Annotated in this window: 23 protein-coding genes; 6 read left to right on the top strand and 17 right to left on the bottom strand. The window is 65.0% G+C overall.

The annotated features are described in order from the left end of the window. The 3 genes from P4U43_RS13520 to groES all read right to left on the bottom strand — a co-directional run. Window positions 1–914, bottom strand: a 914-nt coding sequence (locus tag P4U43_RS13520) for a sensor histidine kinase (protein WP_277359187.1), incomplete at its 3' end; no start/stop codon positions are given. Window positions 915–1,159: 245 nt separating this feature from the next. Further along, a complete protein-coding gene (gene groL / locus P4U43_RS13515; RefSeq protein WP_277359186.1) occupies window positions 1,160–2,773 on the bottom strand; it encodes a chaperonin GroEL in 1,614 nt (537 codons plus the stop codon). An 87-nt stretch (window positions 2,774–2,860) separates the two neighbouring features. Next, window positions 2,861–3,157: a co-chaperone GroES gene (gene groES / locus P4U43_RS13510; protein WP_204531574.1), complete on the bottom strand. Its 297-nt coding sequence runs from the start codon at window positions 3,155–3,157 to the stop codon at window positions 2,861–2,863. 372 nt (window positions 3,158–3,529) lie between these two features. Between groES and P4U43_RS13505 the strand changes: the two genes are divergently transcribed. Beyond that, on the top strand, window positions 3,530–4,741 hold the full coding sequence (locus P4U43_RS13505; RefSeq protein ID WP_277359185.1) for a THUMP-like domain-containing protein: 1,212 nt from the start codon (window positions 3,530–3,532) through the stop codon (window positions 4,739–4,741). Window positions 4,742–4,761: 20 nt separating this feature from the next. Here the strand turns inward: P4U43_RS13505 and P4U43_RS13500 are convergent, their stop codons facing one another. Then, window positions 4,762–5,583 (bottom strand): shikimate 5-dehydrogenase, encoded by an 822-nt coding sequence (locus tag P4U43_RS13500; RefSeq protein WP_277359184.1) that lies wholly within the window; start codon window positions 5,581–5,583, stop codon window positions 4,762–4,764. A gap of 150 nt (window positions 5,584–5,733) precedes the next feature. Between P4U43_RS13500 and P4U43_RS13495 the strand changes: the two genes are divergently transcribed. After that, a complete protein-coding gene (locus tag P4U43_RS13495) occupies window positions 5,734–6,873 on the top strand; it encodes a glutamate--cysteine ligase (RefSeq protein ID WP_277359183.1) in 1,140 nt (379 codons plus the stop codon). 1 nt (window position 6,874) lies between these two features. On the opposite strand, the gene P4U43_RS13490 is transcribed toward P4U43_RS13495, so the two are convergent. From P4U43_RS13490 to alr, 6 genes are all read right to left on the bottom strand, one after another. Then, window positions 6,875–7,441 carry a TIGR03086 family metal-binding protein gene (locus P4U43_RS13490; RefSeq protein WP_277359182.1) on the bottom strand — a complete coding sequence of 189 codons (567 nt, stop codon included), beginning with the start codon at window positions 7,439–7,441 and terminating at the stop codon, window positions 6,875–6,877. Between the two features lie 110 nt (window positions 7,442–7,551). Next, entirely contained in the window at window positions 7,552–8,619 is a 1,068-nt protein-coding gene (gene tsaD / locus P4U43_RS13485) for a tRNA (adenosine(37)-N6)-threonylcarbamoyltransferase complex transferase subunit TsaD (RefSeq protein WP_277359181.1), read from the bottom strand. Continuing rightward, the gene (gene rimI, locus P4U43_RS13480) at window positions 8,606–9,067 is read right to left on the bottom strand and encodes a ribosomal protein S18-alanine N-acetyltransferase (protein WP_277359180.1); all 462 of its coding nucleotides are present in this window, start codon (window positions 9,065–9,067) and stop codon (window positions 8,606–8,608) included. The genes tsaD and rimI overlap by 14 nt, the downstream gene beginning before the upstream one ends. A gap of 17 nt (window positions 9,068–9,084) precedes the next feature. Further along, on the bottom strand, window positions 9,085–9,738 hold the full coding sequence (tsaB, locus tag P4U43_RS13475; RefSeq protein WP_277359179.1) for a tRNA (adenosine(37)-N6)-threonylcarbamoyltransferase complex dimerization subunit type 1 TsaB: 654 nt from the start codon (window positions 9,736–9,738) through the stop codon (window positions 9,085–9,087). 1 nt (window position 9,739) lies between these two features. After that, the gene (gene tsaE, locus P4U43_RS13470; protein WP_404800743.1) at window positions 9,740–10,276 is read right to left on the bottom strand and encodes a tRNA (adenosine(37)-N6)-threonylcarbamoyltransferase complex ATPase subunit type 1 TsaE; all 537 of its coding nucleotides are present in this window, start codon (window positions 10,274–10,276) and stop codon (window positions 9,740–9,742) included. Further along, on the bottom strand, window positions 10,273–11,451 hold the full coding sequence (gene alr, locus P4U43_RS13465) for an alanine racemase (protein WP_277359178.1): 1,179 nt from the start codon (window positions 11,449–11,451) through the stop codon (window positions 10,273–10,275). The genes tsaE and alr overlap by 4 nt, the downstream gene beginning before the upstream one ends. A 99-nt stretch (window positions 11,452–11,550) precedes the next feature. On the opposite strand from alr, the gene P4U43_RS13460 reads away from it, so the two are divergent. Next, window positions 11,551–12,348, top strand: coding sequence for an SDR family oxidoreductase (locus P4U43_RS13460; protein ID WP_277359177.1), 798 nt, complete (start codon window positions 11,551–11,553; stop codon window positions 12,346–12,348). 12 nt (window positions 12,349–12,360) lie between these two features. On the opposite strand, the gene P4U43_RS13455 is transcribed toward P4U43_RS13460, so the two are convergent. After that, window positions 12,361–13,446 (bottom strand): PfkB family carbohydrate kinase, encoded by a 1,086-nt coding sequence (locus P4U43_RS13455; protein WP_277359176.1) that lies wholly within the window; start codon window positions 13,444–13,446, stop codon window positions 12,361–12,363. 54 nt (window positions 13,447–13,500) lie between these two features. On the opposite strand from P4U43_RS13455, the gene P4U43_RS13450 reads away from it, so the two are divergent. Genes P4U43_RS13450 through P4U43_RS13440 form a run of 3 tightly spaced genes read left to right on the top strand, consistent with a single transcriptional unit; the run spans window position 13,501 to window position 15,519 of the window. Then, window positions 13,501–14,847 carry a family 4 glycosyl hydrolase gene (locus P4U43_RS13450; protein WP_277359188.1) on the top strand — a complete coding sequence of 449 codons (1,347 nt, stop codon included), beginning with the start codon at window positions 13,501–13,503 and terminating at the stop codon, window positions 14,845–14,847. A gap of 55 nt (window positions 14,848–14,902) precedes the next feature. Further along, on the top strand, window positions 14,903–15,313 hold the full coding sequence (locus tag P4U43_RS13445) for a class I SAM-dependent methyltransferase (protein ID WP_277359175.1): 411 nt from the start codon (window positions 14,903–14,905) through the stop codon (window positions 15,311–15,313). Next, entirely contained in the window at window positions 15,268–15,519 is a 252-nt protein-coding gene (locus P4U43_RS13440) for a hypothetical protein (RefSeq protein WP_277359190.1), read from the top strand. The genes P4U43_RS13445 and P4U43_RS13440 overlap by 46 nt, the downstream gene beginning before the upstream one ends. A gap of 57 nt (window positions 15,520–15,576) precedes the next feature. Here P4U43_RS13440 and mgrA read toward each other — a convergent pair whose 3' ends face one another. The 6 genes from mgrA to P4U43_RS13410 form a co-directional block, all read right to left on the bottom strand. Continuing rightward, entirely contained in the window at window positions 15,577–16,623 is a 1,047-nt protein-coding gene (gene mgrA, locus P4U43_RS13435) for an L-glyceraldehyde 3-phosphate reductase (protein WP_277359174.1), read from the bottom strand. Window positions 16,624–16,627: 4 nt separating this feature from the next. After that, window positions 16,628–18,154 carry an FAD-dependent monooxygenase gene (locus P4U43_RS13430; protein WP_277359173.1) on the bottom strand — a complete coding sequence of 509 codons (1,527 nt, stop codon included), beginning with the start codon at window positions 18,152–18,154 and terminating at the stop codon, window positions 16,628–16,630. Window positions 18,155–18,170: 16 nt separating this feature from the next. Next, entirely contained in the window at window positions 18,171–19,925 is a 1,755-nt protein-coding gene (treZ, locus tag P4U43_RS13425) for a malto-oligosyltrehalose trehalohydrolase (RefSeq protein WP_277359172.1), read from the bottom strand. Then, window positions 19,922–22,237, bottom strand: a complete 2,316-nt coding sequence (treY, locus tag P4U43_RS13420) for a malto-oligosyltrehalose synthase (protein WP_277359171.1) — start codon at window positions 22,235–22,237, stop codon at window positions 19,922–19,924. Before treY ends, treZ begins: the two co-directional genes overlap by 4 nt. Before the next feature lie 42 nt (window positions 22,238–22,279). Next, window positions 22,280–24,466: a glycogen debranching protein GlgX gene (gene glgX, locus P4U43_RS13415; RefSeq protein ID WP_277359170.1), complete on the bottom strand. Its 2,187-nt coding sequence runs from the start codon at window positions 24,464–24,466 to the stop codon at window positions 22,280–22,282. Between the two features lie 94 nt (window positions 24,467–24,560). After that, a partial coding sequence (locus P4U43_RS13410; RefSeq protein WP_277359169.1) for a bifunctional ADP-dependent NAD(P)H-hydrate dehydratase/NAD(P)H-hydrate epimerase occupies window positions 24,561–25,824 on the bottom strand: 1,264 nt, incomplete at its 5' end.

Genomic DNA, 25,824 nt, shown 5'->3' with positions numbered 1-25,824 from the left:
TCGAGCGCAGCCGGCAGCCCGCGTTCGATGAGGATCGGCGGGGCGATCCCGCGGGAGAGCGAGCGCAGTTCTGCCAGGGCCTCGCGGGACTGATCGATCGCGCCTTCAATCAGCTCACGGGTTTCAGAGTCGCCGGGCTGCAGCCGCCGTTTCGCGGATTCGAGGTCCATGGCCATCCGAACGATCCTCTGCTGGGGACCATCATGAATGTCCCGCTCGATCCGGCGGAGCGTTCCGGCCTCAGCTGCTACCACCGAGCTACGGGAGTTGGTGAGGTACTCGGTCCTCTCCTGCAGGTGCCGGCGTTCGTTGGTCAGCAGACCCACAGCGAGGGCGCGCTGGAGCAGGGCAAGTCCTTTCGCGACAGCCGGAAGGGTGAGCAGGAGAACCAGCCCGGTGGCGAACTGGAAGAGCCAATGAAGTGCAGGATCGACTCCCAGCAGGTCCCAAATATCACTGGGTGGCCCTGGAATGAACCGCATCCACATCCACTGCGTCATTGCTCCGAGCGCGCCGGCAATCCAGGTGAGAGTGATCGAGAAGGCGGCGACCCGGACCGGGAAACTGACGACGGCGTGGATCAAGTCCTTCCAGGACTGGAGATCGGTGATGGGCACGAGGACGGCCCGCAGCCTCGAGCTGTTGGAGCCGCTCTTGTAGTAGACGGGCGGCAAGGGCCCGCGGTTCCGCTCGCCGAGCTGGCGCTCTGCTGATGCGAAGAACCTCGCGGTGTACAGCCCACCTACGAGGATGAACACGCCGATGTAGATGATTGCGGTGCTGATTCCCGCGCTGAATAGGGCAATCGCCAGCACAAAAGCGGGCAGGCCGATGAAGAAACCGGCGAAGTTGTAGCTGATATCCGCTGTGAGCTGGTCAAACCAACCGCGGCGGCGTTGTGCACGCTCGTTCAAGGAAGTGCCTTTCGCTGTTACTGGAAGTGATACTCCAATCCTTCCCTTGGAGGTACCACCGCGTCTCTGGTGCGTACCCCCTATTTGCCTCGGCGTCTGGTGGGGTTATCCCCACCAGGCTGGGGGACCCTCACGCACCAGCGCCCCGGTCCGTGTGGACCGGGGCGCTGGTAGGACATCAGCCTCAGGGGCGGCGCTCAGGACTTTTCCCTGTGTGGGTCACTGTCCTCGCCCGCCCTGTGTCGCTAGTGGCTGTGGCCGTGGCCCTGCTCTTCTTCCTCAACCGGCTTCTCAACCACGAGGGTTTCGGTGGTGAGAACCAGTGCCGCGATCGACGCTGCGTTGCGCAGTGCCGACCGGGTGACCTTGACCGGGTCGATGATGCCGGCGTCGACCAGGTTTTCGTAGTCACCGGTGACGGCGTTGAAGCCGTGGCCGACCTCAAGCTGGCTCACCTTGTCGATGACGACGTAACCCTCGTAGCCGGCATTCTCGGCGATCCAGCGCAGCGGCTGGACCAGGGCGCGGCGCACGAGACCGACGGCGGTCGCGGCGTCGCCCTCGAGCTTGAGCACGCTTGGGTCCTCATCGAGGACCTTCGAGGCGTGAATCAGAGCGGAACCGCCGCCTGCCACGATGCCCTCTTCAAGGGCGGCGCGGGTCGAGGACACTGCGTCCTCGATGCGGTGCTTCTTTTCCTTGAGCTCAACTTCGGTGGCTGCACCGACCTTGATGACGCCGACGCCGCCGGCGAGCTTCGCGAGGCGCTCCTGGAGCTTCTCGCGGTCCCAATCGGAGTCGGTGCGCTCAACTTCAGCGCGGATCTGAGCGATGCGGTCCGCGACGTCCTGCTCGCTGCCTGCGCCGTCAACGATGGTGGTGTTGTCCTTCGTCACGGTGATGCGGCGGGCCGAGCCCAGAACCTCAAGACCGACCTGGTCCAGTTTGAGGCCGAGATCCGGTGAGACAACCTGCGCACCGGTGAGGGTGGCGATGTCCTGGAGCATGGCCTTGCGGCGGTCGCCGAAACCGGGAGCCTTGACTGCTACGACGTTGAGGGTGCCGCGGATCTTGTTGACCACCAGGGTGGACAGCGCTTCACCTTCAATGTCTTCGGCGATGATGAACAGCGGCTTGCCTGCCTGCAGCGCCTTCTCGAGCAGCGGCAGGAATTCCTGCAGAGCAGAGATCTTGCCGGAGTTGATCAGGATGAGCGCGTCTTCGAGGACGGCTTCCTGACGCTCTGCGTCAGTGACGAAGTAGGGGCTCAGGAAGCCCTTGTCGAACTGCATGCCCTCGGTGAGGACAAGTTCGGTCTGGGTGGTCGAGGATTCCTCGATCGTGATGACGCCGTCCTTGCCGACCCGATCGAAAGCTTCGGCGAGCAGGTCGCCGACTTCCTGGCTCTGGGCGGAGATGGCTGCGACGTTTGCTGTCTGCTTGCCAACGACCTCGCGGGCGTTCTCGAGCAGACGGGCAGCAACGGCCTCGATGGAGACCTCGATGCCGCGCTTCAGAGCGCCGGGGGCAGCGCCTGCTGCAACGTTCCGCAGGCCTTCCTTGACCAGTGCCTGCGCGAGGACGGTAGCCGTCGTCGTGCCGTCACCGGCGACGTCGTTGGTCTTGGTGGCAACTTCCTTGGCGAGCTGCGCGCCGAGGTTCTCATAGGGGTCGTCCAGCTCCACCTCACGGGCGATGGTCACGCCGTCGTTCGTGATGGTGGGGGCGCCCCACTTCTTGTCGAGGACGACGTTGCGTCCACGAGGGCCGAGAGTCACCTTGACGGTGTCGGCCAGCTTGTCGACGCCTGCTTCGAGCTTGCGTCGGGCGGCGTCGTTGAATTCCAACTGCTTTGCCATGTTGTTTCGTTCCTTTCAGGCTTGTGCAGGAATGTGTACTGACAGGAAAGAACCCCGGCCGATGCTGACCGGGGTTCTTCTGCACAACTACTTGACGATGATCGCCAGAACGTCGCGAGCGGAAAGAACCAGGTATTCCTGGCCTCCGTGCTTGACTTCGGTTCCGCCGTACTTGGAGTAGATGACGACGTCGCCTTCAGCTACATCAACGGGAACGCGGTTGCCATTGTCATCAACGCGGCCGGGGCCTACTGCGACAACTTCGCCCTCCTGGGGCTTTTCCTTGGCAGTGTCCGGGATGACCAGACCGGATGCGGTGGTCTGCTCGCCTTCCAGCGGGCGGACGACAATACGATCTTCAAGAGGCTTGATAGAGACCGACACTCGGACCTCTCCTTCACTTGGTTTGAATGAATCTTTGGGTATCGAGCAGGCGCTGACCGTCGTCGCGGTGCCGGTTGGCGCATCCTCGAAGGATTAGCAGCCTCATAGTGAGAGTGCCAAGTCTGACTTTATGCAACGGTTAGCACTCGGTCAAGGCGAGTGCCAGAGGGGTGGTGTTGCAGGGCGGGCCGGGCCCCCTGCGCCGGTCCGAATTCCCCGCTTCCTGGAGCCGGCAGGGGCGTGTCGGCGGGAACACGCCGGTGATGCGCGGACTTTCACAGCAGGACGTGGGGGATCCGGCCCCGGGCACAACCCCTAGACTGAAGAACCGGACCCAGCCCCTCGCCGAAAGCTCCAGTTGAAAGCGACACCGTGACCCAGAACCTCCTTGAGCCCATCCTGACTCCCGAGGGCTGGGAGCTGCTCAACTCTCTCGGACCGTACTCCGAAGCGGACAGCCTCCGGCTCAACGAACAGCTCCGCGCGGCGGGCCACTCCCCCGACGTCGTCAATGCAGCCCTCACCCAGTCCCGGCTCCGTGCGAAGGCTCAGGTGAAGTTCGGTCCCTTCGCCGACCGGATGCTTTTCACCCCAGCCGGCCTCGAGCAGGCAACCCGCCTCAGCGTCGCCGCCCGCCACGCCCAACGCTACGTCACTGCCGGCGTCCAGAAGGTCGCAGACCTTGGCTGCGGGATTGGCGCCGACTCGATGGCCCTCGCCACGCTGGAACGCGACGTCACCGCCGTCGAACTCGACGAAACCACCGCCGCTGCCGCCACCATGAATCTGCTGCCGTGGTCCAACGCGACCGTTGTCAACACTGATGCCTCCTCCCTTGACCTGACAAAGTACGACGGCGTGTGGCTGGACCCCGCCCGACGGACCACTTCCAGCTCAGGCACCAGGCGCCTCTTCGACCCGGAAGCCTTCTCGCCTCCCCTGTCCTTCGTGGAGAGCCTCGCGGACACCGGCATGCCTGTGGGTGTGAAGCTCGGGCCCGGGATCCCGCATGACGCGGTTCCGGCCAACTGCGAAGCCCAGTGGGTAAGCGTGGACGGCGATGTTGCCGAGGTAGTGCTCTGGTTCAACGCCCTCCGCCGCGACAACGTCCGCCGCGGCGCCCTGCTCATCGGCGCGGACGGCGCCACTGAGCTGACCAGCCACACCAACTTCGGCGAGGACGACGACGCCCCTATCGGTCCGGTGGAAGGCTACCTCTACGAACCGGACGGCGCTGTGATCAGGGCCGGATTGGTAGCCGACGTTGCTCGTTCCATCGGCGGGCACCTGGTCGACCCGCACATCGCCTACATCTGCGCGCCGGAGCTGGTAGACACCCCGTTCGCCCGGCCCTACCGCGTCCTCGAAGTGATGCCCTACAACGTCAAGGCGTTGAAAGCGTGGGTCAAGGCCAACGACATCGGGATTCTCGACATCAAAAAGCGCGGAACCTCAGTCACGCCCGAAGAGCTGCGCAAGCAGCTCCTCGCCGGCTCGAAGAAGGCAACAAACAAGGCCACGCTGGTACTGACGCGGATCGGCGAAGAGCGCGTCGCCGTCGTCGTCGATCCTGTACTGGGCTAGATCCGGTACTGCTCTGGCAGCTACGCAGGCTGCCGCGAAAACTCTCCCGCCTGGCGGATCTGCTCAGCCGATGGACGCACGCCGGTGTAGAGGACAAACTGTTCGGCCGCTTGCAGCGCAATCACCTCGGCTCCGGTGAGCACGGGCTTGCCTGCGCGCCGGGCCGCCCTGATGAGGGGCGTCTCCGACGGCAACGCAACGACGTCGAACACCAGCGACGCCGCAGCAATCGCCTCGTCGCTGAAGGACTGTACCTCCTCGTCCTGCCCGGCCATGCCGAGCGGCGTTACGTTGATGAGCAGGTCCGCGGTGGAGTTTCCCGGCTCGGCCTGCCACTGGAACCCGTACAACCCTGCCAGGCGTCTGCCGGCCTCCTCGTTCCGTGCAACAACCGTCACCCGGGTGAAGCCCGCGTCCCGTACGGCCGCGGCAACAGCCTTGGCCATTCCGCCGGAGCCGCGCAGCAGAACCGACGACGACGGCGTCACCTCCGAGCGCTGTTTGATCAGTTCCGCGACCGCAAGGTAATCGGTGTTGTAGGCGATGAGGACGCCGTCGTCGTTCACGATGGTGTTTACCGAATCGATGGCCAGCGCGGAGGGATCCATGCGGTCCACCAGCTCGATGACGTCTTCCTTGAATGGCATCGATACGGCGCACCCGCGAATCCCCAGCGCGCGTACGCCGCCGATGGCTGCCGGAAGATCCGTGGTGGTGAACGCTTTGTAGATGTAGTTCAGGCCCAGCTGGTCATACAGCCAGTTGTGGAAGCGGGTTCCTAGATTGCTCGGCCGGGCGGCGAGGGAGATACACAGGACCATGTCTTTGTTCAGGATCGGCACCCGTCAATTATGCCGGTCGTTTCCTGAGGGTGGTCGCTTCACACGGCAGAACGGAACCTCTCCTGCACTACTATTGGGTCAGTTCTCACCCGCGATGGCGCGATACCGAGGCACACATTTCCAACAGTCCGGTACCGGTCAGGAGCAGCATTGAAGATTGATTTCGCGAAGTCCGAGCAATCGACCCTCGGCGTTGAGTGGGAGCTCGCCCTGGTCGACCGTTACAACGGTGACCTGGTCTCTGTGGCCAAAGAGGTACTTCGCGGAGTCAACGAACAGCATCCCGAGCTGCAGGCCGATGACGAGCATCCCCACATCAAGCAGGAACTCCTCCTCAACACTGTGGAGATTGTGACGGGCATCTGCCATACCGTCGCTGAAGCCAAAGAAGACCTGAGCCGGTCGCTCGCCGCGGTGCGCCAGGTCACGGACCCGATGGGCGTTGAGCTGTTCTCCGCCGGTTCGCATCCGTTCAGTGCGCCGCGTTCCCAACCGGTCACGGACAAGGACCGGTACTTCAAGCTGATCGATCGCACCCAGTGGTGGGGCCAGCAGATGGTCATTTACGGCGTCCATGTGCACGTGGGTCTGGATTCACGGGACAAGGCGCTTCCGGTGGTCGATGGGCTGGTGAATTACTTCCCGCATTTCCAGGCGATTTCAGCGTCGTCGCCGTTCTGGGGAGGCGAAGATACCGGTTACGCGTCCCAGCGCGCGCTGATGTTTCAGCAGCTTCCCACCGCCGGCCTGCCGTTCCAGTTCCCCAGCTGGGCGGAGTATGAGTCCTATGTGCAGGACATGTTCACCACCGGTGTGATCGATACGGTGAGCGAAATCCGCTGGGACATTCGCCCGGTCGGAAACCTTGGAACCGTTGAAATGCGCGTGTGCGACGGGCTCTCGACGCTCGAGGACGTCGGCGCGGTGGCTGCGCTGACCCAGTGCCTCGTGGACGACTTCTCAACCACCCTCGACAACGGCGGTTCGATCCCCACCATGCCGCCCTGGCATGTGCAGGAGAACAAGTGGCGCGCCGCCCGTTACGGGCTGGAAGCGATCATCATTCTGGACGCCGCCGGCAACGAGCGCCTGGTCACCGAGCATCTGATAGACGAGCTGAACCGGCTCGAGCCCGTCGCGGCGAAGCTTGGTTGTAGCCAGGAGCTCGCCGACGTTGAGAAAATCCTGCAGCGCGGCGCGGGTTACCAGCGCCAGCGCCGTATCGCCGCCGAGAACAATGGCGACCTGAGCGCCGTCGTACTGGATATGGTGCGCCAGCTCCGCGCCTAAATCAGGCGTTGACGGCCGGCTGCCAGCCGGCGTCGCGGCCCATCCGAGCCAGAAGCCTTGTTGCCCGATCCGCATCTGCCGGGACAGGAAGCGCCGGCCGGCAAATCCCTTCCATGTAGAGGTTCTCGCCGAATCCCTCGAGCGACTTCTCAATGAGGTCAAGCTCTGATTCGTTGAACTTGGTGTCTCTGCCGGCGCCGCGGGCAATATCCCAGCGATGCACCAGCAGGTCGAACCCGTAGAAGGTTGCGAGCGTAGCGCCGACCGTCGTCGGCCCGAAAAACCCGTCGAACGACGTTTCCGCGAGCTCGGCGGTGTCAAGGACGTGCTGAACCCGCGACGCATGAGTCTTCCACGCGCCCGCCGGGTCCTGCGCCGTGTCCGGCCTGGAGCCCGTGTCAATGTCATGCTGGCTCAGGAAATCGCGTTCAGTGTCGATCAGGTGGTCAAGGACATCGCGGACGGTCCAGCCGGTACACGGCGACGGGGCATTCCAGTCCTCCACAGTCTCGAGGATCTCGGTCAAGCGGGCATTCTCAGTCCTAATCAGCTCCGAGTAGGTAGTCATCGCACTACCGTAAACCGCAGGCCACCCGAGCGACAGCCCCCGGCGAATTCACAGGACACTCCCCTTCTGCGCGTCCTTTGGGGGCGTGTCCTGTGAATGAACGCGAAGGGTTAGAGGTGAACCGTACTCACCGGCATTGAGGAATCAGTACCGAAGCCGATCCCGCTGGGCTCGCCGCCGTCCATGATGATGCGCGCGGCAAGAGCCGCCACCATGGCGCCGTTGTCAGTGCATAACGACGACGGCGGAATAGTGAGCGTGATCCCCGCCGCCTCACAGCGTTGCCGGGTCAGCTGACGGAGCCGCGAGTTCGACGCCACTCCCCCGCCCAGCAGCAGCGACGTGATGCCGTTCTCGGTACAGGCCAGCACCGCCTTCGACGTGATGATGTCCACCACAGCTTCCTGAAAGGACGCCGCGACGTCCGCGACCGGCACCTCGACACCGCGCGCCTCGCAGTCCTCGACGAACCGTGCGACGGCGGTCTTCAGTCCGCTGAACGACCAGTCATACCGGTGCGGGCCGGGTTGCTCAGCGGTCCCCAGGTACTTGGGCTGGCTCAGCCCGCGCGGAAACCTCACTGCAGCAGGATTGCCCTGCGCGGCAATCCGGTCAATCGCCGGACCCCCCGGATACCCGAGACCGAGGATGCGCGCCACCTTGTCGTACGCCTCACCGGCGGCGTCGTCGATCGTGGAACCCAACAGCTCGACGTCGGAAGCCAGGTTACGCACGCGCAGGATCTCCGTGTGCCCACCGGATACCAGCAGTGCCCCAAGGTTCTCGGGCAGTTCGCCGGAGTCGAGCAGCCCTACCCCGACGTGTGCCACCAGGTGGTTCACCGCGTAAAGCGGTTTGCCCGTCGCCACTGAAAGCGCCTTCGCGGCCGCCACGCCGACCATCAGCGCTCCGGACAGCCCGGGGCCCGACGTGACGGCGAGCGCGTCGACGTCGGTCAGCTGCACCCCGGCCTCGTCGAGCGCCTGCTGAAGCGTGGGCACCATCGCGTCAAGGTGTGCCCGGGAAGCGATCTCGGGAATGACACCGCCGAAGCGCACGTGCTCGTCCATGGAGGATGACACGGCGTTGGTCAGCAGGGTGGTTCCGCGCACGATTCCGACGCCGGTCTCGTCACAGGAGGACTCGATCCCCAGCACCAGGGGTTCAGACCGGTTCATGATCACCTTTCGCTGCGCCGGAGGAGTCGAAGATCAGCCGCATGACGTGCGCATTTACACCATCGCGGTAATACCGTCGCCGGGTGTGGATGTGCTCGAAACCGAACAGCTCATACAGCCGGCGCGCCCGCGGGTTGTCCTCGCGGACTTCGAGCAGGGTTTCCGCTGCACCGCGCCGCCGCGCTTCCTTGAGCATGCTGGTCAGCATTGCCGTGCCGATTCCCCGGCCCTCATACTCCGGCAGCACACCGATGGTCTGGATGTCCGCCGTCCTACCGACCACCATGACGCCGCAGTAGCCAATGAGCTCCCCATCAACTTCGGCAATCAGGTACTCCCGCGTCTCGGTCTGGGCGAACTCGTCGAAGAACAGTTCCAACGGCCAGGCATCAATCGGAAAAAGCTTCTGCTCCAGCATGCCGACCGCGGGGATGTCCTGCAGCCGCATGGGCCGAAGAGTAAACGTCACAGCAGCGCCTTCTTCCGCGGGCCCGGCACCTTGGCATCCGACTCCCGGAGGTACAGCGGAGTAGTCGGGCGCAGGGTCCCACCCCTGGCGAGGGTATGCTCCGCGACCAAAGCCAGCGCCGCGGCGTCGGGCGTGAGTTCGGTTGCAGCGGCTGAACCGGTCAGCCGCTCAGCATAGAGGCCGGCACCGCGGCCATACACCGGCAGGTTCGGAACATCTTCCGCGGGGCCCACATGCGGACCGTCCACGAGGACCGGCAACGGAGATTCCGCCCGGTAGCGCGCCCAGTACACTTCCTTGCGCCGGGCATCGGTGGCCACCGCGAACTCGCCCCCGGCGTGCCCGGCGTCGAGCGCCACCGCATCCAGGCTCATCACTCCGTGCAGCGGCACGCTCCACACAAAGGACAGCATCCGTGCCGTCGCGATGCCGGCACGCAGCCCAGTGAACGGGCCGGGACCGACGCCCACCACGATCGCATCGAGTTCCGTTCCGCGCACTGCTGCGTCTGCCAACAATTGCTCGACGGCGGGAGCCAGCACTTCAGCGTGTGAGCGCGTGTCGGTTGAGGCGAACCGCTGGAGAACGACGCCGTTGCGCACCAGCCCAGCGCTGGCGGCGGCGGACGTGTCAAGGGACAAAATCAGCACGTTAGACCAGCGCTCCCAGCTGTTGGTCCACCCAGCGCGGACCGAAGGCTTCGATGCGCACCCGGCGCGGTTCGTCGTCGTCGTCATCGGTTGGTGCCGCCTGCCCTGCGGGCGAACCGGCAGCAGGAGAGGCGGCGGGACGCACCAGCGTGATGTGCAGCCAACTCTCAGCCAGGTGCTCCACCCGGCCGGATCCCCATTCCACCACTGTGACGGAACTGTCCAGCGTCGATTCAAGGTCGAGGTCGTCTATTTCTGAGTCTGACTCGAGCCGGTAGGCATCGACGTGGACCAGCGCGGGCCCGTCGGCGAGCGAGGGATGGTTGCGGACCAGCACAAAGGTGGGAGAAATGATGCCTTCCCGCACGCCGAGCCCGCGGCCCAGTCCCTGCGTGAAGGTGGTTTTGCCCGCTCCGAGCTCGCCGGTGAGGATGAGAAGGTCACCGGCGGCGAGCCGGCTTCCAATGCTTGTGGCCGCGCCCTGCAACTCCTCGACGGATGCTACGGAAAATTCCTGCGACCAGACAAGACCGGTCACTGGTCAGCCTCCGCGTCAATAGCCTCTGAATCGACATACCGGCGGGTCACGCGGGGGCTGATGCGGGTGACAATCTCGTAGTTGATTGAGCCGCTTGCCCGGGCCCAGTCATCGGCTGTGGGCGTGCCGCCGCCCGCTCCGAAGAGAACCGCCTCCTGGCCCAGTGGACTGTCCTCCGAGTCCGCGATCCCGGTCTCCTCGAAATCGATGACGAACTGGTCCATGGCGATCCTGCCCACTACCGGGTAGAAGCGGCCGCCGACCGAGACAGGGGCACCGGTTGCTACTCGTGGCACGCCGTCGCCGTAGCCCACCGGCACGAGCCCCAACGTGGTTCGCTTGTCCGTGCGGTAGGCCAGTCCGTAGGAGACACCGTGGCCTTCCGGCACTTCCTTGCAATTGGCGATGGTGGTCCGGAAGCTCATGACCGGGCGGAGCCCGAGCTCCTCCGAGGACTGCCCGTCAAACGGCGAGAGCCCATAGATTCCAAGGCCCACCCGTACAAGGTCGAAATGCGCGTCCGGCCGGGCGAGCGTGCCGGGGGTATTGGCCAGGTGGCGTACCTCAAGGTCAACTCCTGCGTCCTCGGCGACTGCGACAGCCTCCCGGAAACGGTCAATCTGCTCGTCGGTTTCTTCGCGGTCGGGTTCATCCGCGACAGCGAGGTGGGAGAACACTCCGACCACCCGCAGCAGCCCGTCCTCCTGGTGCTCCAGCGCCCGGCCCAGGAGTGCTTCCCACTGCTCCGGCGGGCAACCGTTCCGGCCCAGGCCGGTATCGATCTTGAGGTGCACGCGCGCGGGACGCTCGATCCTGCGTGCTTCCGCGACGACGTGAGCCAGCTCCCAACCCGAAATGCCGAGGTCCACACCCAGCTCGATGGCAGCGGCGAAATCACTGGACTCAGTGTGCAGCCAGGCGAGGATCGGTGCTTCAATGCCGGCGCGGCGCAGTTCAACGGCTTCGGCGATGTGGGCAACGCCCAACCACCTTGCGCCCGCCTCCAGCGCCGCCATCGCCACCGGAACAGCGCCGTGTCCGTAGCCGTCCGCCTTCACTACGGCCATGACGCGTGCCGGGCTCGCTATCTCGGCGATGTGGCGAACGTTGTGCCGCAGCGCGGCGAGGTCAATGTCCACACGCCGTTCCGGTACTGGTCCTGCTGAAAAACTCACAGGTCCATTCTGTCAGTTCCGGGCGGACCGCCGGGAATCCGGCTGCACCGCGCGCTGTGCACCCTTGCGTTCAACTTTCAGGGAGCGACAGGATGGACCATGACCTTCTCACCGAAAACGGCAATAGTCACCGGGTCTGATTCCGGCATCGGACACGCTACCGCGGTAGCACTCGCAGAAGCGGGATGCGACATCGGCGTCACCTGGCATTCGGACCAAGAGGGGGCTGAGGAGACAGCCCGCCAGGTGCGGGCTCAAGGCCGAAAAGCGGCCGTCGCGCAACTCGACACCACCGACATCCCAGCGTGCGGCGACGTCATCGACCGGCTGGCTGACGAGCTGGGCGGCGTGGACGTCTTCGTCAACAACGCCGGAACCGGTGACGGAACTCCGTTCCTGGATCTGGACCTGGATACGTGGCGCACCACCGTGGGGGCGAACCTGGACGGAGCTTTTGTCTGCATCCAGCGCGCGGCGAAGCACATGGTCAGTGCGGGAAAAGGTGGACGGATCATCGCTGTGACGAGCGTGCACCAGGAACAGCCCCGGGTGGGTGCAGCGGCCTACGACGCATCGAAGCACGGCTTGGGCGGCCTGATCCGCACCATTGCGCTTGAGCTCAGCGACCGCGGAATCACGGCAAACACGGTTCTCCCCGGCGAGATCGCTACTCCCATGACGCACGAGGAAAACGAGGACCCGCACGAGATCAGCCGTCCCGGCATACCACTGGGGCGCCCTGGCGATGCCCGGGAAATCGCCGCCGTCATCGCATTCCTTGCCTCGCCCGCAAGCAGCTACGTCACCGGCGCATCGTGGGCTGTGGACGGCGGGATGCTACAGATGGGGCCACAGGCGGGATCCCATATCACCAGTGACGACTGGCGAACGGTCTGATTGGAAGCCCCCTTACGCGTCCGATTGCGTCGCAATGGTGGCGCTCGCGCGCCGCACCGCTGACGGAGGAACGTTCGACACGATGTCCTCCAGGAAGGCGTAGCGCCGCAGCCATTGCTTCCGCACGCCATCGCGCTCGGCACTCACCCGCCGCCACCAGTCGGCGATGTCTCCCCAACCGGGTGCTGCGAGGGAACCGCCCACCTCCTGAACCGACAGCGAAGCGCACAGGTTGGCGAACGCCAGCCGGTCCGCAAGCGGCCACCCCGCCAGATCACCCATCACGAAAGCCGCGCCGAAACAGTCACCGGCGCCCGTGGGATCGTAGGCATTCACCGGCAGCGCGGGCACCCATTCCTCCTCCCCGGTCAGGGAGTCGACGGCGATGGCACCCTGCTGCCCGACCGTCACTACTGCCACCGGTACCCGATCGGCGAGCGCATACAGGGCCGCCCACGGGTCGCTGGTCCGGGTGTAGGCCATGGCCTCGGTCTCGTTGGGCAGGAAAGCGTGGAAAAACTGCAGCGAATCGAGCGCCTCCGAAGACCAGGTTCCGCTCGGGTCCCAACCGACGTCGCCAAAGAGCCGCATGCCTTGGGCGTGTGCTGCCGGCACCCAAGGTTCCACCTCCGGACCGACCTCAGCAATGGCCGCCCGGCAGCGCGGCAGGTCCGCGATAAGTGCGGAGGCCGAGATCGGGGAGGGATGTCCGTGCGTCACCATCGAGCGGTCCCTGTTGACCGAGAGCGAGACCGTGACCGGCGAATGCCATTGCTCAAAGGTGCGTGACCGGGACAGGTCAACGTGTTCCTGCCCCTCGAGGATGCTGCGGTTGAAGGCGCCGTAGCCGTCGTCCCCGAATGCGGCCGCCAGGGTGGTGCGCAGGCCCAATCTGCTTGCCGCGATGGCCTGGTTCGCCACCCCGCCCGGGCACGAGCCCATCCCCTCGGCCCAGGCTTCAGTTCCGGGTGTGGGCAGCGCCTCGAGGCCGGTGAAGATAATGTCGAAGAACACCGAGCCGGTCAGCAGGAGGTCGAATTCCGGATCGTTCCCGGTCCGTGCGGAGGCAAGCGGATCGAAGCGGTTGGGTGCGGCCATGTAGGGCACATTACTCTGCGCTCAGGCGACAGGAAGGATCACCACATGCATGCCATCAGACTGGCTATCATCGGCGGCGGCGGGTTTCGCGTGCCCCTCATCTACCGTGCGCTCTGCTCGGGAGCCTTTGCCGGATTGGTCCATGACGTCCGCCTGTACGACGCCGATCCCTCCCGCGCAGCGGCCGTCGCCCGTGTTGCCCGCGACTTACCGCTCCCGCACGATTCGCAGCCGCCCCGTCTCACCGTGAGCGACCGGTTGGAGGACGCGTTGGCGGGTGCCGACGTCGTCTTCGTTGCCATCCGTCCCGGCGGTGCCTCCGGGCGCGTGCTGGACGAGCGGGTGGCGATCGCCGAAGGGCTGTTGGGGCAGGAAACGGTGGGTGCCGGCGGTCTGTCCTATGCCCTGCGGTCGGTTCCGGAAATGCTCTCGGTCGCCGAAGCGATCGTCGCGGTGTGCCCGGATGCATGGGTCATTAACTTCACCAATCCTGCCGGAATCATCACCGAGGCTCTGCAACCGCTCCTCGGCGAACGCGTCATCGGGATCTGCGACTCCGCGTCCGGGCTGGTGCGTAGGGCGTCTCTTGCGGCCGGCGTGCCGTTGCCCCCCGGTGTCCTGACCGGCGTCGACTACGTGGGTCTGAACCATTTGGGATGGTTGCGGGCGTTAGATTACGACGGCGATGACCTCCTGCCCGCCCTGCTGGCCGACCCTGCCCGGCTGGCTTCGTTCGAGGAAGGCCGGGTGTTCGGTCCGCAGTTCCTGCACATGCTCGGTGCGCTCCCGAACGAGTATCTCTTCTACTACTACTTCCACGCGGAGGCCCGGCGGTCCGTCGCAGCCGCTGCCGAAACCCGGGGCGAATCGCTGGTTCGGCAGCAGGAGGGTCTGTACCCGGAGCTGCTCGTGACCGATACGCCGTTCGCCGTCTGGGAAGCAGCCCGGCGTTTCCGGGAAGAGGGGTACCTTGCCGAAGCCCGTACGGAGGAGGAATCCCGCGATGAAGCGGACCTGGCGGGCGGTGGATACGAGCAGGTCGCCCTGACGGTAATGCGTGCACTGGTGCGGGACGAGGCTGCTGAGCTCATCCTCAACATCCGCAACGGGCACACAATCTCCCAACTGCCCGCAGGTGCCGTGGTGGAGATCCCGGCCCGCGTCACCGGCCGCGGCGTCGAGGCTCTGCCGGTGGGCACGCCGACGCCGCACCAGCTCGGCCTCATGGCACAGGTCAAAGGAGTCGAGCAGGACGTGATCGCCGCCGTCGTGCAGGGGGACCGCTCACTGGCGCGGCGGGCTTTCGCACTGCATCCGTTGATCGACTCCGCGCATACCGCGCAGCGGCTACTTAGAGGGTACGAGAAGGCATTCCCGGGGTTGCGGGATCTCTGGCGGTAATTCCGGGAGCCCACTAAATCCCTGGAGCCCTAGTGGGTGAGGTACCGTCTGTGTGATGCCTGACGCTATCTTCGATCACCCACGGGTTGCCCGCGTGTATGACCCTCTTGATCCCGACCGCAGCGATCTGGACACCTATGTGGACCTTATGGACGAGTTCGGCTCGTCAGCGGTTCTCGACGCTGGTTGCGGTACAGGGACCTTGTGCTCCCGGCTGGTAACAGAGCGGAGTCTCCAGGTGTTCGGGGTCGACCCTGCCGGGGCCTCGGTGGATGTCGCCCGGACCAAACCGGGGGCAGACCGGGTGACATGGCTGGTGGGAACCGCGGTGGATGTTGCCGCAGATTCCTCCCAGGAAGGGCAGTACGACCTGGCGACAATGACTGCCAATGTCGCGCAGGTCTTTCTTGATGACGGGGAATGGCTTGCCAGGGAGAGGGACCGGTCGAGGACTGGGTTCAGGTAACCCAGGTTGATGGGGAGTTCGTTACGTTCGAATCCCCGACCATTTTCCACGCTGATGGTGAGCGCATCGACTCCATGTCCACTCTGCGATTCCGCTCCCAAGAGGCGCTTTGCCTGTCCCTGGCTAAAGCAGGTTTCACCAGTACCGAAGTGCGTGACCTGCCCTATGCACCGGGCCGTGGCTGGCTCATAGTCGCCCGCGTCTGAGAGCCAGCGCGAACGGGGGGGCGCCGCTACCGGCAGGCTGACGCTGAGTAGTTGTTGTTACGCCTCGAGCGCTTTGGCCCACAGGTTGATGTCCGACTCCACGGCGAACTCGTCGATCGCGTGCAGCTCGCTCTCGCTGAAGTCGAGGTTATTGATGGCGCCCACGCTGTCCTCGAGCTGCTTCACGCTCGACGCTCCGATCAGCGACGACGTGATGGGCGAACCCTTGCCCTGCGGACGCAGAATCCAGGCGATGGCCATCTGGGCCAGCGTCTGCCCACGGGACTCCGCAATGCCGTTCAGTCCGCGGACCCGCCGCAGATTGTCCTCGGACAGGTGATCCTCGGACAACGACTTGTTCGACGCCGCACGGGACCCCTCAGGCACTCCGTTGAGGTACTTGCTGGTCAGCAGGCCCTGCGCCAACGGGGAGAACGCAATCGAACCGGCGCCAACCTGCTCAAGGACCTCGGGCAGGTTCGGCTCGCCGTTCTCCACCCAGCGGTTCAGCATGGAGTACGAGGGCTGGTGGATCAGCAGCGGCGTGCCGAGATCGGCCAGGATCGCCGCTGCCTCAGCGCTTTTCTCCGGGCTGTACGAAGAAATACCGGCGTAGAGCGCCCGCCCGGACCGCACTGCGGTGTCCAGCGCACCCATGGTCTCCTCGAGCGGAGTCTCCGGATCAGGCCTGTGGCTGTAGAAGATGTCGACATAGTCCAGTCCCATCCGGTTCAGGGACTGGTCGAGGCTCGCCAGCAGGTACTTCCGTGACCCGAAGTTGCCGTACGGGCCTGGCCACATGTCGTAACCAGCCTTGCTCGAAATGACGAGCTCATCCCGGAACGGTTTGAAGTCGTCCTTGAGATGCCTGCCGAAGTTGGTCTCCGCCGAGCCATAGGGAGGACCGTAATTGTTTGCAAGATCGAAGTGGTTGACGCCAAGATCGAACGCACGCCGCAGAATATCCCGCTGCACATCAAACGGCTTGTCATCGCCGAAGTTGTGCCAGAGCCCCAGCGAGACGGCCGGCAGGTGCAACCCGCTGCGGCCCACTCGTCGGTACGGCATGGTGTCATAGCGGTTGTCCGCGGGGTGAAAGGTCATGAATTCATCCTAGGTCGCTGGTAGGCCTGGCCTCGAACCACTGATCAGGCAGGAGCGCCCGTAACTGCGACACCGCGGTATGCACCGGCGCTGCCCCCGCCACAAATCCGTCCGGACGCACGAGGTAACACAGCCCCTCCTGAAGCCCCTTGCCGGCCGCTGCGGGGAATGAGTGAACCGGCACTTTCAAACCATGCCCGACGGCGGCAGCCACCTCCGAATCCACCTCACCGTAGGTGTGGACCTGCCAGGCCGCTGAGCGCAGTGCCTCGAAATTCGACCCGGTCCACGGCAGTCTCCGGCCGATCACCCGGCCGCGGCGTCCAGGAGAGGAGCCGTCCATCCAGTAGTGGATGCGGATCTGGGACAGGTAACCGAAGAGCCTGGGCGCGATGGGCAAGTGCGGAAGAAGCCGGATGGCCACAGGGGCGACGAGCCGCGGAGCGATGCGCCGGATGGTGCGGGCAACCCGGTGGTCGGAGGTCACCAGGCCGAACACCCAGTCGGTGCTGTTGACCAGGCGCAGCGCCACCGGTCGCCGCTCAACCTCGTACCGGTCGAGCAGGGATTCCGAGGCACGGCCCTGAATCACGTCCGCCAGCTTGAACGCCAGATTGTGCGCATCCTGCAGTCCGGTGTTCATTCCCTGCGCGCCGACTGGTGAATGGACATGCCCGGCATCCCCTGTAAGGAAGAGCGGACCTTCCCGGAAGCGGGCTGCGACGCGATGGTGGATGCGGTATGTGGAGAACCAGAGCGACTCGCGGTAGGAGACGCCGAACACCTTTTCCAAGCGCTGACGCGCCAGCGACTCGGGAACATCCTTACTGCCGGCAGTCCGCAACACCCCGAGCAGCCGATGATGGCCGCCGGGACCCATCGGGAAACCGAGCAGGAATTCCTCGGCCCCGAAGCGCAGGTTCACACTGTCCTCGGCGACACCCAAGACAGCATTGACATCCGCCACGTAGAACGTGTGCTCGTTGGTCTGGCCCTCAAACGGAATTCCCGCAAGCTTCCGGATCGCCGATGAACCGCCATCCGCCCCGACGCAGAACCGCGCCCGGACGCGCAGGGACCCGGCGGGCCCGCTGCATTCCGCGGTCACACCGCCGGCGTCGGAGGTCAGGCTGACCAGCGGGAGCTGCCACTCGACAGATCCACCCAGTTCCATCAGGCGGTCGAGCAGGATGCGTTCATTCCTGCTCTGTTCCAGGATGTGGAGCCCGGGATAGGGCGTCAGCCCGGCGCCGAACCTGCCGATCGGTACGGCGCCGAAGGAACGGTTCTCATAGCCCGGACGGATCTTCACCGCCGAGTACCCCTCGGCAAGCACACGGTCCACCACACCCAGCTGGTCATAAATTTCCATGCTGCGCGAATGGACACCAAGCGCCCGCGACTCCCGGGTGGGTCCGTTCTTGCCGTCCACGAGAACGGCATCGACACCGAGCCTGGCCAGCCAGGCGGCGAGCATCAGGCCGGTAGGTCCGGCTCCGACCACAAGCACCTCCGTGCTGAGCTCGCGCATGGTGGCCTTGCCCTTCCTAGACCTTCACGATTGCTGTTCCGTGCGCCGGAAGCGAGACGGTGCCGTCCCCCATCGATTCCCCGGGTTCGGTACTGAGCAGCACCTTCTTCGCGGCCACCGGAATCTCCCGCTCGCGGTCCGCGAAGTTCACGACGACGGCGGTGCCTCCCCGGTGGAGCACCAGCCAGCGCTGGTCCTCGTCGAAGCTGACCTTCACTGACGTGAAGTCAGGGTTGTGCAGGTCCTTGTTCTTCCGGCGCAGCGCGATCAGTTCACGGTAGATGTTCAGGAGACGTGCCTGTTCCGGTCGCTCCTGCTCTGTCCAATTGAGCTTCGCGGAGACGAAGGTTTCGGGATCCTGAGGATTTGGCACGGTGTCCGGGTCCCAGCCCATCTTCTCGAACTCCCTCAGGCGTCCCTCCGCCGTCGCCTTTCCAAGCTCCGGCTCCGGGTGAGAGGTGAAGAACGGCCACGGCGTGAGCGCGCCGTACTCCTCTCCCATGAACAGCATCGGGGTGAACGGCCCGGCGATGTTCAGTGCTGCCGCCTGCGCCAGCTGGGCGGTGTTGAGCGAGGCACTGATCCGGTCACCTGCCGCACGGTTGCCGATCTGGTCGTGGTTCTGGGTACAGACCACGAGCTGGTGCAGGCTGTGCCTGGCGGGGTCGATGGGACGTCCATGCGAACGCTCGCGGAAGGATGACCAGGTTCCGTTGTGGAAGAAGCCTTCCGTGTAGACCTTCGCCAGCGCACCGATCGAGTCGAAGTCCTCGTAATAGCCCACTGTCTCGCCCGTGACGTTGACGTGGGCCGCGTGGTGGAAGTCATCGCTCCACTGGCCGGCCAGACCGTAGCCGCCGACGCCGCGCGGTGCGATGAGCCGCGCATTGTTGAGGTCCGACTCCGCCACCAGGAACAGCGGCTTGCCGAGCTCCGCGGCGCACCGGTCCGTTTCCACCGCGAATTCCTCGAGGATGTGGATGGCGCGCTCGTCATGCAGGGCGTGCACGGCATCGAGACGCAGCCCGTCCACGTGATAGTCCCGGAACCACATCAGCAGATTCTCAACCACGTACCGGCGGACCTCATCGGACAGCGGGCCGTCCAGGTTCAGGGAATCGCCCCACGTGTTGGACTTGCCCTCGGTCAGGTACGGAGCGAACAGGCCCAAGTAGTTGCCGCTGGGGCCGAGGTGGTTGTAGACAACGTCCTGAATGACGCCGAGCCCGCGCTGGTGCGCGGCGTCGACAAACCGTTGGTAAGCCTCAGGCCCGCCGTAGGTTTCCTGCACCGCGTACCAAAGCACGCCGTCGTAACCCCAGTTATGCGTGCCGTTGAAGGCATTGACGGGCAGCAACTCGACGTACTGCACGCCGAGGCCCGCCAGGTAATCGAGTTTCCCGATGGCAGCGTCCAGCGTGCCTTCCGGCGTGAACGTCCCGATGTGCATCTCATAGATGACGTTCCCGTCCAGCCCAGGTGATGCCCAACTGCTGTCGCCCCAGGAGTAGGCACCGGCGTCGAACGTTCGGGAGAGCTTGTGTACTCCTTCCGGCTGTCGCCGGGACCGGGGATCGGGGACCGGCTGATCAGCGCCGTCGATCAGGTAACCGTAGTCCACCTCACCGCTGGCCGGAGCTTCCGGGGCCTCCCACCAGCTGCCCTCGCGGGAAACCATGGGGTAGTTAGTGCCGTTTGCCACCAGCGTTACGGACTGCGCCTTCGGCGCCCAAACATCAAACCTTGAGCGTGCTGCGATCGTTGGATTCACTGAGCTTCCTCCTTCACGAGAAGTGCCACTGGGTAGGTCTCAAACAGCCGTGCGGCGGGAACCGGCCCACCCTCGAAACCGGTGCCGGTAATTGCGCAGCTGTAGGTGCCTTCCGGGAGTACGACGGCGGTGTCCCGCCACCCGCCGGCCCGCTCCAGTCCCAGCGGAAGACGTGTAACGGCCGTGACTGCGCCCCCGCGATCGAAGGAGAAGGCGTGCTCGGCAGCAGATCCGGTGGACAGCACCGAACGATAACCGGAGAACAGTTCCGGCCGGTCCCGGCGCAACCGCAGGGCACGCGAGACGACGAGGAGCTTGGCCATACCGCCGTCGTCAATTTGCGGGAGCGCACCGAACGCGAGGTCCACGAGCCCCTGCTTGCGGGCCGCGAAGTCCACCGGACGCCGGTTGTCCGGGTCCACCAGGGAGGTCTCCCACAGTTCGGAGCCCTGGTAGACGTCCGGGACGCCCGGCATGGTGAGCTGCACGAGCTTGGCGCCCAGCGAGTTCGACCACCCCGGCGCAGCCGTCTTCTCCACCAGCGACGTGATGAGGCCGTTCACCGCAGGGCGGTCGAAGGCTGCGTCGACGGCGTCGTGCATTTTCTCCTCGAACGCGGCATTGGGCGCCGTCCAGTGGGTGCTGGCATCGGCTTCCCGCGAGGCCTTCTCGACGTAGGCGTGGGCCCGCTCACGGCTCAGCGGCCAGGCTCCGATCAGGGCCTGCCACATCAGGGATGCGAAGGCTGTGTCACCGATCGGTGCCAGCCGGTTGAGCTGGTCGAGGGCCTCCGTCCACTCCCCTGCCAGCTCGGAAAGCACCGTGATGCGGGCCCGTGTGTCCTCACCGCGTTTGGTGTCATGTGTGCTGAGCGAGTTCATGGTCAGAGGGGAGAACTCTTGGCGCTCTAGCAGCGCGCGGTGCACCTCGTGAGTGTCCAGCGAGAAGATTGACGGATCTGCGCCAACCTCATTGAGCGAGGTCAGCCGGTTGAACCGGTAGAACGCGGTGTCTTCCACACCCTTGGCCATCACCATGCCCGAGGTCTGCTGGAACCGGACCGCCAGCTCCGTCAGTTCAGCTTTCGCGTCCGAGAGGTAAGGGTTCAGCAGGGGATGCAGTGCGTCAATGACGGGCCCGAGGTCCGGCCGGCGAACCTTGGCGTTCAGCACTGCATCGGCGAGGTGGTCCGCACCATCGGGCAGGTAGCTCCGGTAGACCGGGAAGCACGTCAGCAGTTCGGCAATCGCGTCGGCACTCTGTTCCGGATCAAGCTGTGCGGAACCGGGCACAAGCCGGGCAAGCCTGAGCACCTCGGAGCGCAGGATGCCGTCAGTGATGCCGCGCTTGGTGCCGTGGATCATGTGAACGAAGCGCTCGGTGGGCACGGCTGCGTCCAGCGCGGGCTGACCCGCAGGGTCGACGAAGAGCCGGTCCACCACCGCCAGTCCGTCATAACCGGTGGTTCCCTCGCAGGCCCAGCGTTCCGGCAGCTCCTCACCCGGCTCCAGGATCTTCTCGACGAGCGTGTACGCGCCGCCCGAAAGGTCCCGAAGCTTCTCGAGGTAGCCCGCCGGATCAGCGAGACCGTCCGGATGGTCGATCCGGACTCCGTCCACCAGTGACTCCGCGAACCAGCGGCGAACTTCCGAATGCGCCTCATCGAACACCCACGGCACCTCCACCCGGACCCCGGCAAGGGTGTTCACGCCGAAGAACCGGCGATAGTTCAGCTCGCTGTCCGCACGACGCCAGTTCACCAGCTCATAGTGCTGCCGTGCGTGGACCTGAGCACCGGTGTCACCGGGCTGCGCTGTCCCCTCGGCGATGGGGAACCGGTTCTCGTAGTAGTGCAGCTCGCCGTCGACGACCTTGAGCTGGTCTTCCTCGGTGTCGCTGTCTCCGAGCACCGGCACCCGGATTCGGCCGCCGCCGGCGTCCCAGTCAACGTCGAACGCCTCGGCGTAGCGGGAGTCCTTTCCCTTGGCCAGGAGGTCCCACCACCACGCGTTCTGCGCCGGGGTGGCAACGCCCACGTGGTTGGGCACGATGTCCACGAGGACACCGAGCCCAGCCTCGTGGGCCGTCCGGCACAGTGCGTCGAATGCTTCCGTGCCTCCCCGTTCCGGATCCACCGAGGTGGGATCGGTGACGTCGTACCCGTGGTCGGATCCCTGTTCCGCCGTGAGGACGGGTGAAAGATACACCCAGTCCACCCCGAGGTCTACAAGATAGGGCACGGTCTCCGCTGCGGCGGTCAGATCGAAGCTGGATCGAATCTGCAGCCGATAGGTGGACTTGGGTGTCAGCACGAATGCCTCCTCGGAGGTGTGGTAGTGCGGTTGGACAAGCCTTTACGGGGCGGTTGTCTTCCCGGTGTTCTCGTTTGCGAGGATTGCCAGTGACGCGGCAACCGAGTGGTCCAGATCTTCGGCTTCCTCATGGGCACGCAGGACGACCATGGACTTGGCCTCCACGGTCACCGTCCCTCCCGCGGGGATGGGCTCGGAGTCCGCGTACACGCCGGCGGTGTCGATGACCTCGTCCCACATGGGCCCGTACTCAGCCGAGGGAATCGTGAAGGTCACCGGTTCATCATTGGCGTTGAAGTACAGCAGGAAGTTCAGGTCAGTGATCCGCTGGCCACGCTGATCGCGCCCGTGAATTCCCTGCCCGTTGAGGAAGACGCCGATGGAGCGCCCAAATCCGGAGTCCCAGTCCTCGGGCGCCATGAGATCACCTGCGGTATCCAGCCAGACGATGTCCGGCAGGGCCTCGCCCTCGCCGCGGCGCACAGGACGTCCGTCGAAGAACCGACGGCGCCGGAACGTAGGATGCTCGGAACGGAGCCGGTTCACGGCGGCGGTGAATTCGAGCAGCGGCTGGTCCAGGTTGTCCCAGTGCACCCAGGACAGCTCCGAATCCTGGCAGTAGGTGTTGTTGTTGCCCTCCTGAGTGCGGCCGAGTTCATCGCCGTGGGAGATCATCGGTACACCCTGCGAGAGCAGGAGCGTGGCAATGAAGTTCCGCTGCTGGCGCGCGCGCAGGGACTGCACTACCGGATCATCCGAAGGCCCTTCCTCACCGCAGTTCCAGGAGCGGTTGTGGGACTCGCCGTCGTTGTTGTCCTCGCCGTTGGCCTCATTGTGCTTCTCGTTGTAGGAAACCAGATCCCGCAGGGTGAAGCCGTCATGGGCGGTGACGAAGTTGATGGAGGCCACCGGTCGGCGTGCCGAGTGCTCATACAGGTCTGCAGAGCCGGTCAGCCGCGAGGCGAACTCGCCGATGCTCGAGGGCTCGCCGCGCCAGAAATCCCGCACCGTGTCCCGGTACTTGCCGTTCCACTCGGTCCACTGCGGCGGGAAGTTGCCCACCTGGTAGCCGCCGGGACCAACGTCCCACGGCTCCGCGATGAGCTTGACCTGGGAGACGATCGGATCCTGCTGGACGAGTTCGAAGAACGTTGCGAGCCGGTCCACCTCGTAGAATTCGCGGGCAAGCGCTGAGGCCAGGTCGAAGCGGAAGCCGTCAACGTGCATCTCGGTCACCCAGTACCGCAGCGAGTCCATCAGCAACTGCAGGGCATGGGGGTGTCCTACGTTCAGTGAGTTGCCGGTTCCCGTGGTGTCCATGTAGTACTGCTTGTCATCCTCAACCAGGCGGTAGTACGCCGAGTTGTCGATGCCCCGCATCGACAGGGTGGGCCCCATGTGGTTTCCCTCGGCCGTGTGGTTGTAGACGACGTCGAGGATCACCTCGATACCGGCAAGGTGCAGTTCACGCACCATCGCCTTGAATTCCTGGACCTGCTCGCCCTCATCCCCCGAGGAACCGTAGGCGTTATGCGGCGCGAAGAAGCCGATGGTGTTGTAGCCCCAGTAGTTGGACAGGCCCTTCTCCTGCAGCGTGCTGTCATTGACGAACTGGTGCACGGGCATCAGCTCGATGGCCGTCACCCCCAGCTTCTGCAGGTGGGCGATGATCGCCGGATGCGCGATGGCCGCGTAGGTGCCGCGCTGCTCTTCGGGGATCTCCGGATGCAGCTGGGTAAGCCCCTTGACGTGCGCCTCGTAGATCACGGACTGGTGGTACGGGGTCCGCGGCATCCGATCGCCGTCCCAGTTGAAGAACGGGTTGATGACCACGCCGAGCATCATGTGTGATGCCGAATCCTCGTCGTTATAGGAGGTCTCGTCACCGAAGTTGTAGCTGAACAACGCCTGGTCCCAGTCCATCTCGCCGTGGATGGCCTTGGCGTAGGGGTCGAGCAGCAACTTGTTGGGGTTGCAGCGGTGGCCCTCGGCTGGGTTGTAGGGGCCGTGGACGCGGTAACCATACTTCTGCCCCGGAGCAACCTGCGGCAGATATCCGTGCCACACATACCCGTCCACTTCCTTCAGGGCCACGCGGGTTTCGGTGCCGTCATCATGGATGAGGCAGAGTTCCACTTTCTCGGCAATCTCACTGTAGAGCGCGAAATTGGTCCCCGTGCCGTCGTAGGTTGCCCCCAGCGGATAGGCATCTCCTGGCCACAGTTCCATATGTGCTCCTTGCTTGTTTGTGTCACCCGATGTGCTCGGGCCGTCTCCTGCATCTTTTCATAGCGCAGGGATCTGACATTTTGGTGAACGTAAGTTATTGGTCAGCGCGGGGCGGGTCCCGCAACAGCTCGTGGATAACCAGCCGGACATGGCGTGGCAGCTCACTCACCACAATCGGCCCGCGCTTCGCAGCGCGTTGACCGGCCAAACCATGCAGCATCGCAGCTGCTGCTGCAAGCGCTGCCCAGCGCGACAACGGCGGCAGCCCCAGCCGGGCACCGGCGTCGCTATTGCGGGTGTTGGTGGCGACCAGCGCGCCAAGGATCCCAGCGAGGGTATCGCCCGAGCCTGCTGTGGCGAGCCACGGCGTGGCGTCGGCCTGGCTGAAGACCGTGCCGTCCGGTGCTGCCACCACCGTGGTGTTGCCCTTCAGCAGGACGGTGGCGCCGGTTTCTTCCGCGGCGCGGAGGGCGAAGGCGACGGGCTCGGACTCGATGACGTCTCGTTCCACCGTATCGCCGCGCCGTTCGAACAGCGCCGCCAATTCCCCGGCGTGCGGGGTGAGGATAACCTGCGACCCGACCCTCTCCGGCAACAGCGGGAGGGCTCCGGCGTCCACCACGGTCGGAAGGCCCGAAGCGATCGCGTCGCGCGCCCGCTGCCGCTGGCTGGGATCCTCAGTAGCGCCCGGCCCCACGAGCCACGCCTGCACATGGGAGTCGGCGACCGCCCCCTGCGAGCACACCACCTCAGGATGGACGGTGTTGATGAGGGTGGTCACCGCGTCCGGGCCGAGGAAGCGAACCATTCCAACGCCGGTAGCCAGCGCTGCGCCCGTGGCAAGCACGGCCGCTCCGGGGTACAGTGCGGATCCGGCTGCGATGCCGAGAACACCACGGCTGTACTTGTGGTCGGCCGGTTGCGGCTGGGAATAAAGGAGGTGGAATTCCGACGGCTCCAGCGAGTAGAGGCTGGGCTCGGCCAGCGTGTCGCCGAGGCCGATGTCGATGGTGGTGACGCGTCCCGCCAGCCGCGCCCCGGCACCAACCAGCAACCCGGACTTCAGGCCGCCGAAGGTCACCGTGAGATCGGCTGCCAATACTTCGCCGGAGGCAGCGCCGGTGTCTGCGTTGACTCCGCTCGGAACATCGCACGCCACAACCCGGCCGGAGGTTCCGCGAACATTGACCTTCGTGACCAGCTCGGCCGCCTCGCCGCGCAGTCCGCCGACCCCTCCGGTGCCGAGGATGCCGTCGATCACCAGGTCCGCTGCGACAACCCGCTCAAGCACGCGGTCGAGGTTCCCGGTGAGCCGTTCAACCCGCCCGCCCGCGGCGCGGAAGGCGGCCAGAGCATCG

The organism is Arthrobacter vasquezii, from assembly GCF_029455255.1.
GTDB classification, from domain to species: Bacteria; Actinomycetota; Actinomycetes; order Actinomycetales; family Micrococcaceae; genus Arthrobacter_D; species Arthrobacter_D parietis.
Note: the sequence above shows the minus strand (reverse complement) of the source record. Positions and strands in the feature narration are given on the sequence as shown.

Coding starts and splice junctions, on each gene's coding strand:
- glgX (WP_277359170.1), bottom strand. CDS start 24,466: ATGGAACTGTGGCCAGGAGATGCCTATCCGCTGGGGGCAACCTACGAC.
- rimI (WP_277359180.1), bottom strand. CDS start 9,067: ATGCGGCTGCAGGACATCCCCGCGGTCGGCATGCTGGAGCAGAAGCTT.
- P4U43_RS13445 (WP_277359175.1), top strand. CDS start 14,903: ATGCCTGACGCTATCTTCGATCACCCACGGGTTGCCCGCGTGTATGAC.
- P4U43_RS13440 (WP_277359190.1), top strand. CDS start 15,268: ATGGCTTGCCAGGGAGAGGGACCGGTCGAGGACTGGGTTCAGGTAACC.
- P4U43_RS13460 (WP_277359177.1), top strand. CDS start 11,551: ATGACCTTCTCACCGAAAACGGCAATAGTCACCGGGTCTGATTCCGGC.
- P4U43_RS13490 (WP_277359182.1), bottom strand. CDS start 7,441: ATGACTACCTACTCGGAGCTGATTAGGACTGAGAATGCCCGCTTGACC.
- tsaD (WP_277359181.1), bottom strand. CDS start 8,619: ATGAACCGGTCTGAACCCCTGGTGCTGGGGATCGAGTCCTCCTGTGAC.
- groL (WP_277359186.1), bottom strand. CDS start 2,773: ATGGCAAAGCAGTTGGAATTCAACGACGCCGCCCGACGCAAGCTCGAA.
- P4U43_RS13430 (WP_277359173.1), bottom strand. CDS start 18,154: ATGCGCGAGCTCAGCACGGAGGTGCTTGTGGTCGGAGCCGGACCTACC.
- P4U43_RS13455 (WP_277359176.1), bottom strand. CDS start 13,446: ATGGCCGCACCCAACCGCTTCGATCCGCTTGCCTCCGCACGGACCGGG.
- mgrA (WP_277359174.1), bottom strand. CDS start 16,623: ATGACCTTTCACCCCGCGGACAACCGCTATGACACCATGCCGTACCGA.